This is a genomic window from Bradyrhizobium oligotrophicum S58 (genome assembly GCF_000344805.1).
GTDB lineage: Bacteria > Pseudomonadota > Alphaproteobacteria > Rhizobiales > Xanthobacteraceae > Bradyrhizobium > Bradyrhizobium oligotrophicum.
The window spans coordinates 1,866,813-1,881,886 of sequence record NC_020453.1 but is presented as its reverse complement, the minus strand read 5'-3'; the positions used below and the strand labels follow the sequence as shown (position 1 = coordinate 1,881,886).

General features: G+C 65.4%; 9 protein-coding genes. 6 read left to right on the top strand and 3 right to left on the bottom strand.

Features of this window, described 5'->3' with window-relative positions:
* The first annotated feature begins 45 nt into the window (after positions 1–45).
* The 6 genes from S58_RS07955 to S58_RS07930 all read left to right on the top strand — a co-directional run bounded on the left by S58_RS07955 (position 46) and on the right by S58_RS07930 (position 6,259).
* Positions 46–1,440, top strand: coding sequence for an FAD-linked oxidase C-terminal domain-containing protein (locus S58_RS07955; protein WP_015664755.1), 1,395 nt, complete (start codon positions 46–48; stop codon positions 1,438–1,440).
* The gene (locus S58_RS07950; RefSeq protein ID WP_015664754.1) at positions 1,437–2,963 is read left to right on the top strand and encodes a sugar ABC transporter ATP-binding protein; all 1,527 of its coding nucleotides are present in this window, start codon (positions 1,437–1,439) and stop codon (positions 2,961–2,963) included. Before S58_RS07955 ends, S58_RS07950 begins: the two co-directional genes overlap by 4 nt.
* On the top strand, positions 2,956–3,906 hold the full coding sequence (locus tag S58_RS07945; protein WP_015664753.1) for an ABC transporter permease: 951 nt from the start codon (positions 2,956–2,958) through the stop codon (positions 3,904–3,906). Before S58_RS07950 ends, S58_RS07945 begins: the two co-directional genes overlap by 8 nt.
* Positions 3,903–4,880 (top strand): ABC transporter permease, encoded by a 978-nt coding sequence (locus S58_RS07940; protein ID WP_015664752.1) that lies wholly within the window; start codon positions 3,903–3,905, stop codon positions 4,878–4,880. Before S58_RS07945 ends, S58_RS07940 begins: the two co-directional genes overlap by 4 nt.
* Positions 4,881–4,924: 44 nt before the next feature.
* Positions 4,925–5,902, top strand: coding sequence for a sugar ABC transporter substrate-binding protein (locus S58_RS07935; protein ID WP_042340639.1), 978 nt, complete (start codon positions 4,925–4,927; stop codon positions 5,900–5,902).
* Between the two features lie 69 nt (positions 5,903–5,971).
* Positions 5,972–6,259 (top strand): YciI family protein, encoded by a 288-nt coding sequence (locus S58_RS07930; RefSeq protein ID WP_015664750.1) that lies wholly within the window; start codon positions 5,972–5,974, stop codon positions 6,257–6,259.
* A 268-nt stretch (positions 6,260–6,527) separates the two neighbouring features.
* Here the strand turns inward: S58_RS07930 and S58_RS07925 are convergent, their stop codons facing one another.
* The 3 genes from S58_RS07925 to S58_RS07915 form a co-directional block, all read right to left on the bottom strand.
* Positions 6,528–7,091, bottom strand: coding sequence for a DUF4399 domain-containing protein (locus S58_RS07925; RefSeq protein ID WP_042340638.1), 564 nt, complete (start codon positions 7,089–7,091; stop codon positions 6,528–6,530).
* 269 nt (positions 7,092–7,360) lie between these two features.
* Positions 7,361–8,896: a formylglycine-generating enzyme family protein gene (locus tag S58_RS07920; RefSeq protein WP_042338960.1), complete on the bottom strand. Its 1,536-nt coding sequence runs from the start codon at positions 8,894–8,896 to the stop codon at positions 7,361–7,363.
* A 34-nt stretch (positions 8,897–8,930) separates the two neighbouring features.
* Complete coding sequence (locus tag S58_RS07915; protein WP_042338959.1) at positions 8,931–13,976, bottom strand: helicase; 5,046 nt, start codon at positions 13,974–13,976, stop codon at positions 8,931–8,933.
* Positions 13,977–15,074: the final 1,098 nt, after the last annotated feature.

Below are 15,074 nucleotides of genomic sequence, written 5' to 3'. Positions count from 1 at the left end.
ACGGACCCCACAGAGTCCGACGCCGCAGACAGAGAGGGAGCAAGGATGGGACCGCGGGTCAGCGCAGCAGCATTGGCCGATCGCCTCACCGGCTTGATCGGCCCACGCGCCAGCGTCGCGCGCGGCGTGCTCGATCAGCACGGGCAGAGCGAGTCGCATTACCGCAACCTGCCGCCCGACATCGTGGTCTTTCCGGAGACGACGCAGGAGGTTGCCGAGATCGTCAAGCTCTGCGCCGATGTTGGTATGCCGATCATCCCGTTCGGCGCCGGCACCTCCCTCGAAGGCAATACGGCCGCGGTCGCGGGCGGCGTGTGCTTCGATTTCGCACGCATGAACAAGGTGCTGGCGGTGCACGCGAGCGACATGGACGTCGTGGTGCAGCCCGGCATCACGCGAAAGCAGCTCGGTGCGGAGCTGCGGAATACGGGCCTGTTCTTTCCGATCGATCCCGGCGCGGATGCCTCGATCGGCGGCATGACCTCCACGCGCGCCTCCGGCACCATGGCGGTGCGCTACGGCACCATGAAGGACAATGTCATGGCGCTGGAGGTGGTGCTGGCCGACGGGCGCGTGATCCGCACCGCCCAGCGCGCGCGCAAGTCGGCGGCCGGCTATGACCTGACGCGCATGTTCGTCGGCGCAGAAGGCACGCTCGGCGTCATCACCGAGATTACGTTGAAGGTGCACCCGGTGCCGCAGGCGATTTCAGCCGCGGTCTGCAGCTTCGATACCCTGCACGATGCCGTCGACACCGCGATCTCCGTGATCCAGGCGGCGATCCCCGTGGCGCGCGTCGAGCTGCTCGACGACGTCATGATGCGGGGCATCAATGTCTACGCAAAGCTCGGCTATCGCGAGGCCCCGACGCTGTTCTTCGAGTTCCACGGCTCGGAGACATCCGTCGCCGAGCAGGCCGAGGCCGCGCAGGCGATTGCCGCCGATCATGGCGGCCACGGGTTCGCCTGGGCGAAGGCGCCGGAGGACCGCAGCCGGCTCTGGCACGCCCGCGACAACACGCTTTACGCGGGCCTGGGCCTGAGGCCCGGCGCGCGCGCCGTGATCACCGACGTGTGCGTGCCGATCTCGCGCCTGGCAGAATGCCTGACCGAGACGCGACGCGACGCGGATGAGCACGGCTTCACCGCGCCGATCGTCGGCCATGTCGGCGACGGTAATTTCCACATGCTGATCCTGATCGATCCGGCGCTGCCGGACGAGACAGAAGGCGCCAAGGCGCTGCAGGCGCGCATGGTCGCCCGCGCCATCGCCATGGACGGCACCTGCACCGGCGAGCACGGCATCGGGCTCGGCAAGATCGACTATCTCACTGACGAGCTCGGCGGCGCCGTCGACGTGATGCGGTCGATCAAGCGGACGCTGGATCCGAACGGCTTGATGAACCCCGGAAAGATCTTTGCAGATGGAGCGGTCGCATGAGCACGGCGGCGATGCCCCTCGATGCTTCCTCGGCCACGCCGCTGCTGGAGCTCCGCGGTATCAGCAAGGCGTTTCCCGGCGTCAAGGCGCTCGATGAGGTGTCGTTTGCCATCTACCCCGGCGAAGTCCACATGCTGCTGGGCGAGAACGGCGCCGGCAAGTCGAGCCTGATGAAGGTGCTGTGCGGCGCCTACTCGGCCGATGCCGGCGAGTTCGCTTACAAGGGCGAGAAGGTCGCGATCAGTTCGACCGCGGACGCGCAGAAGCTCGGCATTGCCGTGATCTTCCAGGAGTTCTCGCTGGTCCCCTATCTCGATATCGCCCAGAACATCTTCCTCGGTCGCGAACCGAAGGGCCGCATCCCCGGCACCATCGACCGTCGCAAGATCCTGGCTGATGCCAGGCGCGTGCTCGCTACGATCGGCTTCGATATCGATCCCTCCACCATCGTCGAGAAGCTCGGCGTGGCGCAGCAGCAGATGGTCGAGATCGCGAAAGCGATCAGCCAGAACGCACGCATTCTCGTCATGGACGAGCCGACGGCGGCGCTGTCCGACCGCGAGACCGAGCTGCTGTTCGCGCTGATCGCGCGACTGAAGGCCGAGGGCGTGTCCATCGTCTATATCTCGCACCGCATGGCCGAAGTGTTTGCGCTCGGCGATCGCATCACCGTGCTGCGCGACGGCCGCCGCATCGACGGCGTCCGTCCGGCCGACGTCACGCCGGACCAGCTCGTCCGCATGATGGTCGGCCGCAATGTCGACATGACCTATCCGCGCCATTTCGCCGACAGACCGGGCGAGGTGCTGCTCAGCGTCAAGGACCTGACGTCGCCGACCGGTATTTCCGACATCAACATCGAGGTGCGCCGCGGCGAGATCGTCGGCCTTTGCGGACTGGTCGGGTCCGGCCGCAGCGAAGTGGCGCGCGCCATCTTCGGCGCCGATCCGGTGACCTCCGGCGAGATCATCTTCGACGGCAAGTCGATCTCGGGCGCGCCCGATGTCGCCGCCCGCCGCGGCATCGCGCTGATCCCGGAAAGCCGCAAGAGCGAGGGACTCGCGCTGCTCCGCTCAGTCGGCGACAATCTCGTCGTCGCGGCGCTGCGAAAGCTGTTCCCGAGCGGCCTTTTCGACCAGCGCAGCGCGCAGCGCACGTCCAACAACCTGATCAGGCAACTCAGGATCGCCACGCCGAGCGCGCGGCAGACCGTCGGCCTGCTCTCCGGCGGCAATCAGCAGAAGGTCGTCATCGGCAAATGGCTGGCGGCCGGCTCAAAACTCTTCATCTTCGACGAGCCGACGCGAGGCATCGACATCGGCGCCAAGTCCGAGATTTTTGCGCTGATCGACCGCCTCGTCGCCGAAGGCGCGGCGGCGCTGATGATCTCGTCCGAGCAGATCGAGATCTGCCATGTCTGCGACCGCGCCTATGTGATGCGCGAGGGGCGCATTGCCGGACATCTGACGCGCAGCGAACTGACCGAGGAGAACATCGTGCGACTGGGGATGCATCATGCGTGAGGCAGCGGTCGTTTCACAGCCCCATCCGCTGCAACGCATTCCCGGCGTTGCCATCGTTCTGGTCGTGCTCATCGCGCTGTTCAGCGCGACCGCGCCCGGCTTCCTGTCCGGCGCCAATCTCTCCAACGTGCTGGTGCAGTCGACGATCCTGACCATGCTCGCACTGCCGATGACATTGATCATCATGACCGAGGGGCTCGACCTGTCGATGGGCGCGGTGCTGACGCTGACCTCGCTCTGCGTCGCGATCGTGTCGCTGGCGACCCAATCGATGCTGCTGGGCCTGGGCGCCGGCCTGCTGGTCGGCGCCGCGTTCGGCACCGTCAACGGCTGGCTGGTCGCGATCCTGGGCATTCCGCCATTCGTCGCGACGCTCGGCACGCTCGGCATGGCGCAGGGCCTCTCGCTGATCGTCAGCGACGGCCAGAGCGTGGTCGGCATTCCCCACAGCGTGCGCGACATCTACTCGTCGACGTTGCTGGGCGTGCCCGTTCCGATCGTGATGGCGCTCGTGACCTATGCTGCGTTCCACGGCCTGCTCTATCATACCCGCTTCGGCACCTACATCTTCGCGCTCGGTGGCAACCGCGAAGCGCTGCGCTACGCCGGCCTCTCGCCGAACCGGCTCCTGATCGCGGTCTATGCGATCGGCGGTGCCATGGCCGGCATCGCCGGTCTGCTGATGACCGCGCGCATGAACTCCGGACATCCGACCGCGGGCCTTGGCATCGAATTCGATGCCATCGCAGCGGTTGCGGTCGGCGGCACCTCGTTCGAGCGCGGCAATGGCTGGCTGCTCGGCACCCTGCTCGGCGTGATCGCCGTCGGCGTCCTGCGCAACGGGCTCAACCTCATTTCCCTGCCATCCTCGGTGCAGGTGGCAAGCGTCGGTCTTCTCGTCATCGTCGCACTGTTCCTCGACGGACTGCGGAGCCGCGCATGACGGACATCACCAAACAGGCCATTTCGCCATCCCGCTCCCTCGTGTCGCAGGAGGCGATCCAGGTGTTCTATCGCCTGCTCGCCGCGCTGCTCATCTGCGCTGTGCTCGCGGTGCTCAGCGATTCCTTCCTGAGCCTTGGCAACATCCTCAACGTGCTGCGCCAGGCGAGCCTGACCTTCTTCATCGCCTCGGGCCTGACGCTGGTGGTGCTGACCGCCGGTCTCGATCTGTCCGTCGGAGCCAATGTCGCGCTTTCCGCCTGCCTCGCCGGCACCGTGATCCACCAGACCGGCTCGCCGCTGCTCGGCATCGTCACCGCGCTGGTCGTCGGCGGCGCTGTCGGCCTGCTCAACGGCGTGATGGTGACCGCGCTGCGCATCCCTTCCTTCATCGCCACCTACGGCATGCTGTGGGTGCTCAACGGCCTCACTTATTGGTACATGGCGGGCGACACCATCCATGGCTTTCCCGCGGGCTTTCGCCAGATTGGCAGCGGCTATCTGTTCGGCCTGCCGATCCCGGTCTATCTGCTGCTGGTGTTCCTTGGGATCGGAACGCTGTTTGCCCAGCGAACGATCTGGGGCCAGGAGATCTATGCGATCGGCGCCAATCCGGTCGCGGCGCGACTCTCGGGCATCCCGGTCACGCGGCGATTGCTGCTGGTCTATGCCGTCTCCGGCACCATGGCTGGACTCGCCTCGATCATTTTTCTGTCGCGGCTGAATTCGGCGGAGGCCGACATCGGCGAGAGCCTGACGCTGCCGGCGATCGCGGCCGTGCTGATCGGCGGCACCTCGCTGTTCGGCGGCGTCGGCACCGTATTCGGCACCTTTGTCGGCGCGCTGATCCTGACGCTCGTGCTGAACGGCATGAACCTCCTGTCGGTGAGCGCCAACTGGCAGCCGCTCGTCACCGGGGTCATCGTCATTCTCGCGGTCTGGCTCGATATGAAGACGCGCCGCCGCACGCAATGAGTTTCTGAAAGACCAACAAACCAGAATGAGGGATGGAGACCACAATGCAGTACCGGAAATTAGGCTATCTCGCGCTGCCGCTCCTGATGGCGGCGGCATTCACGACCCAGGCCCGCGCCGATGGCGAGACCATCGCCGTGTTCACCAAGAACCAGACCAACCCGTTCTTCCAGACCGTGCGGGTCGGCGCCGACAACATGGCAAAGGTCCTCAACGCCAAGACGCTCCATTACATCCCGACCAAGCCCGACTCGATCCCTGAGCAACTCAGCCAGATTGAGGACGTGGTGGTGAAGAAGCCGAGCGCCATCGTCTTCACGCCGGTCGACTACAAGGCGATGGTGCCGGGAGTCGAAAAGATCAACGACGCCAAGATCCCCGTGGTCAACATCACCGACCGTTCCGCCGGCGGCAAGTTCCTTTCCTTCATCGGCGCCGACGACTACAGCCTCGGCCTCGAGACCGCGCGCTATCTCCTGAAGGCGCTCAGCGGCAAGGGCAACATCGTCATCATCGAGGGCGTCAAGGGCTCGCTGACCAATGTCGACCGCGTCCGCGGCTTCAACGATGCGCTGAAGGAGAATCCGGGGATCAAGCTGCTCGCCTCGCAGCCCGGCAACTATCAACGGCTGCAGGCGCTGCAGGTGATGGAGAACCTGATGCAGTCCAACGCGCAGATCGACGGCGTGCTCGCCGCCAATGACGCCATGGCGGTCGGCGCGATCGAGGCGCTCGACGGCGCCAACCGGAAGGCGCAGGTAATCGGCATCAACGGCACCAAGGAGGCGATCGACGCCATCAAGTCTGGCAAACTGCTCGCCAGCGGCGACTACAACGGTTTCGCGCAGGGTTGCCTCGGAACGATGATGGCGATCCGCGCGCTTCGCGAACAGCCCGTCATCAACGAGATCGTGCTGAAGCCGACCATCATCACCCAGGACAATTTCAAGCCTTTCGACGTGCCGCTGGAGAGCCGGATCTGCCCGACCTTCGAAGAGGCCGTCAAGCTCGGCGTCAAGTAGTCGGCCACACGTTCAACGCCCCCGGGACGGCCGCTTGGATGGCCGTCCCAAGTTCTGATCGGAGACATCATGCTGTTTGCCATTCACGCCCTCGACCGCACCGGCGCGCTGCCGACCCGGCTCGCCAACTATGATGCGCACAAGGCGTTCCTCAGCGACACGTCGCGCTTCGGCGTCAAGATCGTGATGTCGGGCCCGCTGGTGTCCGACGACGGCGAGAAGATGATCGGCAGCCTGTTCCTCATCGAGGCGCCCGGGCGAGCCGAAGTCGAAGCGTTCAACAGCGCCGATCCCTTTGCCGCGGCCGGCATCTGGGAGAAGGTGACGATCACGGGATTTCTGCGTCGTCAAGGCTAGTCGAGCGACGACGTCTCGTCCTGCGGCGGAAACGCGTAGGCGCTCCTCGCTCGCGTGGACACTAGCAATCACGGCAGCAGTCAGACCTTTGGCGCGAGCTTGATGCTCGTTTTGTCCCGTCGCAAGCCAGGCGCTCGACCACACTGCGCTTGAACACGAGCGAGGCGCGGCTATCTCGCCGATCTCGTCGGAGCGCTCCTCAGCCGGCACTTCGAGCTGCTTCGTCTGAAGATGCGAGCAGTCCAATCTGCCGATGATCGGCCTACGTTCATTTCGTGCCGAACAACTGATTCTTGATGAAATCGACGGCGCTCGCGGATTTGGAGGGGTCGGGTGGCGGCGCGTCCGGGGCGGGGGCTGGCGGGGCTGGTCGTGCGGTGCGCACTTGAAGATGGCGGCTCCGCCGGTGGACATGCGCGAGGCTCTCGCCGTGTCGCTGCGACGCATTGCTGACGGTGATGGTGATCTTCTTCGACACCAGCGGCGGGTCGAAGTTGAAGTGCATGCCGTCGCCGAGCACCAGCTGCAGCGTATGCTTGCCCGGAGGCAGTTCGACCAGCGCCTCGGTCTCGCCTGCGCCATAGTGAAGGTGCTTTCTATCCTGCGGAATCGGTTCGCCCGGACTGATCGGCTCATCGGAATCGATCAGAAGATGATGATGGCCACTATTGGCAAAGCTGTCGCCGGCATGCGTCACGCCCATGTTGCGCAGCCCGAAGCGGCACCGAAATGCGCCCTTCACGGTATCGCCATCGGCCGGCGAGACGAAATAAAGCGAAGCGTCCTTGGGAGCCGCCGTCCCTTGCCCCCATGCAAGGCTGGGCAACAGCATCAGCGCGATGGCCAACACGATCCGCCCACGCTTCGAAATCGGCGCAACAAGACGTCGTCGCGACGCCTTCACGACGAATGGCGGCGCAGGACGCGCAGATCTTCCCCCACTCATAACTCTCCAACTCGTAAAAATGGTCCGCAGGCAAGGACCCGTGAATTCAAAAGAAGAACGCCAGACGATAACTCGGGTGGCACCACGGCAAATTTGAGGTTCCGCGCATGAGAATGCCCCGATTCTTCACCGGGAGCTCACGCGATGCGGCCGCCCTAGAGTGAAAGGGCGACGCGGAAGCCGTGCGTCGGATACCTGACACGTGCATCGTAGTGGTCGCGGCTCCCGCTGCGCACATAGCTCGCGTCATTCTTCCACGACCCCGAGCGAATGACGCGGACAAAGCTCTGCTCATCGGTCCACGCCGAGCCATCGGACGGCGCCCCCTGATAGGTCTTGTGCCAGCTGTCTGCCACCCACTGATCGACACAGCCGCCCATGTCGAACAGGCCAAAGGGATTGGCCTGAAAACTCCCTACCTTCATCAGTCGCGAGGGCTCGCCGGCGTCGTTGCATCCGCTGCAACCGGCCATGCCGGCGCGCATCTGGTCGCCCCACCAGAACTTCGTGGTCGCGCCGCCGCGCGCTGCATATTCCCACTCGGCTTCGGTCGGAAGCCGAAACGGCTTGCCCACGACCCGCGAGAGCCACGCCAGATAGGCCTTGGCGTCGTCGTAGCTGACATTCGTGACCGGGTTGTCATCCGGACCTGAGGTCACGTCGGCGCATGCCTTGTCGGTCACGCACTCCTTCCACTCGCCGACCGTGACCGGGTATTTGCCGAGCGCAAACGGCTTGATCGTGACCCGGTGGACGGGAAGCTCGGCGCTCTCCACGCCGCCCATCGCGAAGGCTCCGCCTGGGATCATCACGATGTCAGGCAGCCGGACCTTCGCTCCTTCCTCTGGAGTTGGAGCCGGAGCTGCCGTCGAAGCCACGGCCGGGGCTGCATCCGCACCGGTGCTTGCGACTGCCGGCGCACCAGGGACTGGCGCCTCGCCCGGTGCCATCTCCGCAGGGCGCGCGGGCATCGCAGCTTCCGACGTATTCTGCGATCGAGCCGGAGTTGGGTCCGTCGCAGCCAATGCTGGCAGCGCAGCGGCGCTGCGTGGCGGCGCGTCCGCAGGTCCGAGGTCCGACGGTGGCTCAGACCTTTCCGCAGCCTGGAGCTGCGCGGCCGGCAGCGATGGCGGCGGCGCGGCCGGCTTGCGCGTCACCATGAACCAGCCGCCGAGAGGGCCGAGCAGCAATGCGCCGACGAGGCCGGTCGCGGCGAAAGTCCGAACGAGCGGCGAGCGCTCCGCTGTCGCAGCTGCCGCGCGCAGGCTGGTGGCCAGCTTGGCCTGCCCGTGCGCCTGCCAGATCTCGGCAAGGCTGCGCGCCTCGTTCGGTGAATATTGTGCGGTCGACACGCCGGGGATGCTGCAGCAGACCCGCCGCGCCCGGCCGGCGTCAGGAGCCGTCGCCGTGACCGCGGCAGCATCGCACCTGGCATCGAGCGACTGCTTCAACGGCCGACACATCATCAGCAGCAGGCCGCCATCACCCTTGCTCCGGCGCTCCTGGATCTCGGGGCATTCGACCTGCTCGTCGACGCGATGGAAGCTGGGAGCGCGCAGCGCATTCAACGCGATCCCGACCTCCCGGCCACACCGCTCGCAAGGCACGGAATAGACGACGGTCGTAATCGGCCGATCGGCCTCGTCCAAGGCCGGGGCCTGCAACTGCTTCAGGACGTCGATCCCGATCATCGTACGGGGCCCACCGCGCATCGGTCGCACCGTCTCATTGCCCCCAGGCAGTAAACGCGTCCTTGAACGCGCGCTCACCGTCTGCCCCCTTCTCGATCGCCAGGACCGCCCGGCTGCCCCCGCTATAGACGATCGGGATATCGATCCACTCCTTGCCCTTGAGCAGCAGGACGTTTCGTTTTGTGTCGACCTCGCCGGCCGACAGCGCGATCATGAAGAACTCGGGCGTCACCTTTGCGGTCAAGGCGGACAATGGGGCACCGCGTCCCGATTCCCTGGCCTTCATGCTCAAGCCCTTCAAAGTGTCGACACCAACGTGAGTCGGATCGTCCGGCCAATTGAACTTGACTTCCATGATGTGGCTTGCCGGCATCTCGCTTTCGACATTGGGACGCAGCGACAACGTCGCCTTCATCCGCTTGTCGATCTCGACGTCTCCTTTGATCGATGCGGGCACCGTCCCCGCGGCGGGCACGACGTGCCAGGTCACCGTGCCGAGATAGCGTTTGCCATGGGGATCCTGCGGATCCTCTTGATACAGCACGGCGTGGGACACCATCGTCTCGGTCGCGCCGTCGCCGCCCGCCCCAACCTTGCCGTCAGGCATGATCCGGTCCGCGATGACCTTGCGCGGCTCGGTACCGGCCGGCTGCGCGACAGCCGGCGAGCCTGCATTCCAGGAGGCCGCGAGCTGGTTCAAGGCGGTACGCCAGGATGTCGTGACTCGAGCCGTTGCCGCCGGCTGCCAATAGATCGATGTCGCAACAATCGTAACCGCCAGCACCGCGGCCGCGGCCGCGATGCGTCGAGGAAGCAAGCGGCGCGGCCGCTTCGACACATCATCAGGCCGTGGCCCATGTACCGTGAGCCGCGAACGATCGATGGCGGCGGTGCGGCGCACCGGCTCGAATGCTGGTCGCGTCTCCGTCGTCTCGGCCCGCTGCGGCGCGAGAACGGTCACGACGGCCGCAACCGGTGCATCGTCCAACGGCGGCGATGCCGCATCCGCGAAGCGATCGGCCCAGCGCTGTGCGCCGTTCTCCGCAACCTTGACCGACACGGCGGACTGTCCCCCGACTGGCGATGCAGCCGCGGGCACATCAGGCGATGCGGCAGCATGCTCGTGGTCCGCCGCCTCATCACGCGCCGACCGGCGCGCCTCGTCGCTCGGCGGAGTGCTACGCGTCCGCTTGCTCAGCCAGTCCGGCGGAGGGCTGTCCATCGAGACGGTCGGCTCGTCGCTCTCCTCGCTCGAATGCCGAGCGAGCGACAAGCCTTCGGCCACCGTGGCGATCTCGTCCTCGAGCGAATAGGCGGCATGCGCCGTGGATGAAGTCGATAGCGGGCGTCCTTCGAGTGCGAGTGCCGACGCAGGCTGATGCGTGCCGCCTGCCGGCGCCGGCAGCTTCGCAAATTGCGGCAACGAGGCGGCGTTCGAGAGCACGACGGGATCAACGCGGCGGGCATGCTCGCGGAGCCTGATCACCCGGTTGGGAAACAGCAGCTTGACGAGATCGCAGAGCGCAGCGCCGGGTAGCAGGAACTGACGAATGGTCGCCGGAACGCTGCGCAGAACGGCGTGCTCCACGGCTTCGATGCGACGACCACCCTGCCCGACGACGTCCCCCGTGGGCCGGTCGTCTTCCACGACGACGACCTTCCGTCCCCTGAACATCGTCGTGAGCTCGCGCAGGTCGGACTGCGAGCCATCGTCGATGACGACGAGGTCGAACGCACCCAGCCGGGCCGGCAGCTGCTCGGCGACGCGCCATGCCGGCATGATCTGGCAAGGGATTCCTTCGTAACAACTTTCCAGCGCCTCGCGCGCGACCTGCCGCAGCCGGCCCGTCGTCGGCCCGGAGCAGCTCGCGGCCATCTTTCGCAGCGTGACCATGAACACTGTCAGCGCCTGCCGCACGGTGCCGCTCGTGTTCTGCGCGAAGCCGAGATGCATCCGTGCGACCACGACCTGCTCCAGCAACTCGCGCAGCCTCGTCTCCAACGTGCTCCGCTCGTTGGATAAGTCGCGCAGGCGCTGATGCTGACCGACATCGTCGGTCTGCCGCATCAGGACCGCCCAATTCCAAGCCATCACCCAGTCTGCGGCGAGCACCGGATCGCCGCTCTCTCGATCTGCCGGCTCAGTCCGGATACGCCGGGCAAACACATCCGCCCCGAGCTCGGTCAACTCCCGGCAGACCTCGTCGAGCAACTCGATATCCGCGCGCCGATCGTGCAGCGCCTGCACCCGACGGCGAATGGCGGTCCACCGCTGTCCGATCTCGCGCGGATCGACACCATCGCGGCCGATCTGCGAGAGCACATCGGCCCGAACATATGATGCCAGCGCACCATCCCCGCCAAACAGCTCGTTCAGCCGCGTGAGCTCCATGCGTTGGGCGGCGAGCTGGTTGGCGGCATTCCTTACAGCAGCCGCCAGTGCGGACAGCCGTCGGCCGTCACCCAGCAGCGCTGCGATTTCGCCGTCGGCCATCGACAGCTTTGGCACGGTGGCTGAGACGCTGCGCCTCGCCAGCGCCGCCGTCACGATCGCAACCTCGACGCATTTGATGATCCGCTCGTAGCCGTGAAACGAGTGGGACGATTCCGGCTCGGGCCCAGGTGCTCCGATTTCCGCCGCCAGCAATCGCCATCGGGCGTCGAGAGAATGCAGGTGACGCCGCCACTTGAGATAATCGCGAACATGGCTCCAGTCGGCCGCGGTCTTCGGCGCGAAGCCGGCCACCTTGATCGCATCCACGGTCTGCTTCAAAGCGCGTCCGGAAAGCGAGAATATCGAGGCCCGTTCGCCCGCCGACAGCCGCTCGACGACCGCGAGCAACTCCGGCTTGGCGAAGGCGTCCGCGGGTATTTCCACCGGCCGAACCAGGAAGCCGGCGCGGCGCGGCAGCAGGGCCGACGCATCCCGGGCGAAATCGACGAGCATGGCGCCGTCGTCAGAGGTCTCGTCAGGCCGGGACCGGAGGGGCGACAGCGCTGCGAGCCAGGGTTCGTCGATGATGATCCGATGAGCGGCCGCCAGCGCGTCGAGATCGCCGGCGAACTTGTCGGCCGCCTCGACACCCAGCGTCGCGATGAGATGTCGCGCGAGCCGGACGTCGCGGTCGCCGTCCAGCCGCTCGCCTGTCGACTGCAGCTCTTCGTGCAGACGCGTCATTGCGGCGGCATCGGGCAGCGCAGCGACCGCGGGAAGATGGTCATCGACGAATGCGAGATCGCCGGCCAGCCGCAACCGCGCGGCGCGTGCCTGATCGATCGCCGAAACCAGCAACTCGGTCTCGCCAAGAAACCGCGAGGGACGATCGATGAACCAAGCATAGGTGCCGCGATCGGCGATCAACGACGTCAAGGCGTCGAGCGGCAGATCCGAGACTTCGGACAGATTCAGCACGCTGCGCCTGGCGACGTCGCCGACCTCGTCGTCGAGACGCGATATCTCCTGACTGGTGGCGATGATGTCACGCTCCAGCCGACTGACGGCCTCGGCTTGATCGGCAAGGTCCATCGCCTCGACGATCGACAGCAGGCGACCCACCACGGTCTCGGCGTGCTTCAGTACATCCTTGTCGGAGCCGGTCAGTTGGACCGTAAGCTCACGGATGGCACGAGGCAGTTGCTCCGATAGCAGCGCCAGCGCGGACTCGTTGCGTGACACCACGAGGACGCGCAGGCCCAGGGCGAGATGGTGGCACACGACATTGGCGATCGCGGCGGTCCGGTCGGGTCCGCGCGCGCCTTGTACGACGACGCCGTCCGAGCGCCTGAGCTGACGAACGATCTCCATCTGGTCGGAGTTCGTCGGCAGGGGGAAGAACAGATCGCCCTGGTCAGCCGCGGCCTGCGCAGCGGGCACCACGTCGATCGGGTCTCCGATCACTCCGGACAGCCGGCGGCGCAGGCGTTCCTTCGTCAGATGGTCCGGAGCTCCGAGCAACATGTGAGCCAGAGCATCCAGGCAACACTCGCTCCTCGGCGCGTAGTCCATCGCGAATTTAAGACGCGTGATATCGCGCAGCAGCAGTTCGTCCGAGCGTGGCCGCGCGAAGATCACCCAGCGATCGGAGATCGTCAGTCGATCGCTCGCCTCTTGCAGCGGGATCGCCGATCCAAGCATGGTGGGTCGGTGATCACCTTGCAGATCGAGCTGCGAACTGATCGCGCTGAGAATTGGCTTGAAGCTCTCGGGCTGAAATGGCGAGAGCTCACCGCGGCGCTCGACCGGCTCCAACAGCCGCTCGACATTCTCGCCCGTTCCTCTTGCAGCCGATGACGGGGTCTCGAATGCCCTGAGATTGACGGCTCCGTCGACCATGCGCGGACGGATCCGAATTTCCGCGTCGGAGTTTTCCAGCACCTCGATCTCGACGAGGCGTTCGAGCAGCGGCAGATCCAGCGCGCGCCCTTGTCGACGCCATCGTGATACGCCAATACCCCACACGATCTCGCAACTTCGATCGTTGCCGGCAGCCGCGGCCTCGCGGGCCATCTCCTGCAGCCGTTGATAGACCGCGATCGTCTGCCGGCGCGGCCGTTCCAACGCGGCCCACGTGGCCCAGGCGTCCGCGAGATAGCGGTCGAGGCGTTCGACGATGCCGGGGCGCTGCTCCAAGCGTAGTCGGACGATCCAATGCCGGGCGGACGCGCCGGGCCCGCTCGCGGGCGAGCAATGATCCGCTCGTGCGTGCCCCGCCTCGATCAGCCGCTCCTTCTCCGCTTCGTCTACCGTGACGGCGACGCGCTGTCGGACCAGCGGACGCCGGTCGGGATCGGAGGAGACGTCGATCCACATGGCCAGATCGGAATCGACGGCCGGCGGGTTGGTAGCAGTGAGCCGTTCGACGGAAAGCCACACGGGACCGTCCGCATCGAAGGTATTCTGGGTGATGCCCGGCAATTCATCCAATTCGTGCTGGTGAAAGACGAAGCGGTGCCCTCCATCAAGCTGATGATCCGACAGGCGTTCGATCACGCGAGCGTCGTGCAGAACGACCTGGGCCAGATAGCCAAGAACGTTCTGCAACAGGCCGATCGCCGGCTCCGACCGATGGACAGCGTTCATCGTGCATCCCCGGTGTCGGAAGCGAGTAAGCGAAGCAATCGGTTCATCCCAGGGTCCCGGTTCTGACGTTGGTCTCGGTTTGCGGCGGACTCGGTCATGCGCCGAAGCCACCGAAGGGCACACTCGAACATTCACGATCCTGATGTGGCCCGTCGTGTCGTTCGCCCGTGATATCCGCGCGAATACTGAACTGAATGAAAGCAGACCACACTAATTGATCAATAATAGGATCACGCAATGCGGCGTAATGATGAGAGAGCGCGTCACGGCATGACGAAATGAAAAATCGCGCCAACTGATATGTTATCATTCCAAGAACTGGCCCGGCCGTCGTGCTGCCCCTCGTTTAGAATCTGTTTAAAGAGGCTTTTTCTCTTTGCGGGCGGCTGCCTTGATCCCTCGCGACAGGTCGTCGCATGGGTCTGGACAGCGCTCCGGCCAGCAAATCATACGTAGTCTTGCCGCAATCGCAGCAGCCTTCGCTTCCCGCATTGTCCTTGAATTCCAGCGCCTCAGCCGCGTCGCGCCATCGCTAGAACGTAATTCGCCGCCGATCGCCTCGATCGCTGACGAAGTGTGGCGTCACTTGTTACTTCGCGCCGCGCGCCTGCGAATACACGTCCACGCTGCACCAGCCGGTTTTCTGCTCGCGATGTTTGTGACGAACGACATTCAGTAAGTAGTAGCGGCACTTACGCCCGCTCCGGCGGCCGCCAGCGCGATCGCCAATACCGGCGGCCCGATTGCCGCGCGACGACAGTCGCCGGCCAGCGCCCAAGTGCTGACACGCGAGCATCGCCCGCGAGCCCAAGTATCGACATTGCCGGCTTCTAGCGCGAATGGATCGCAGTTGCGCGCGGGTCAGCGTTCACGGCGGTGCGGGCGGAGAGTCACTGTCCGCGCGTCAATCATGGGGAGGTTTGACCGATGGTCTTGATTAGCTGCAGGGGGGGACACCCTGATTGCACCGTGTCCTTACACGGAAATGCTCCGGATTTTGGAATTCGTTCGGTTCGCGGCCGCGGTAGGCTCTTGTCATCGCTGTTGGCCGCTGTTTCGACATTGGCTCTGAGCGCGGCGGCCGCCCAGGCGGCAGAG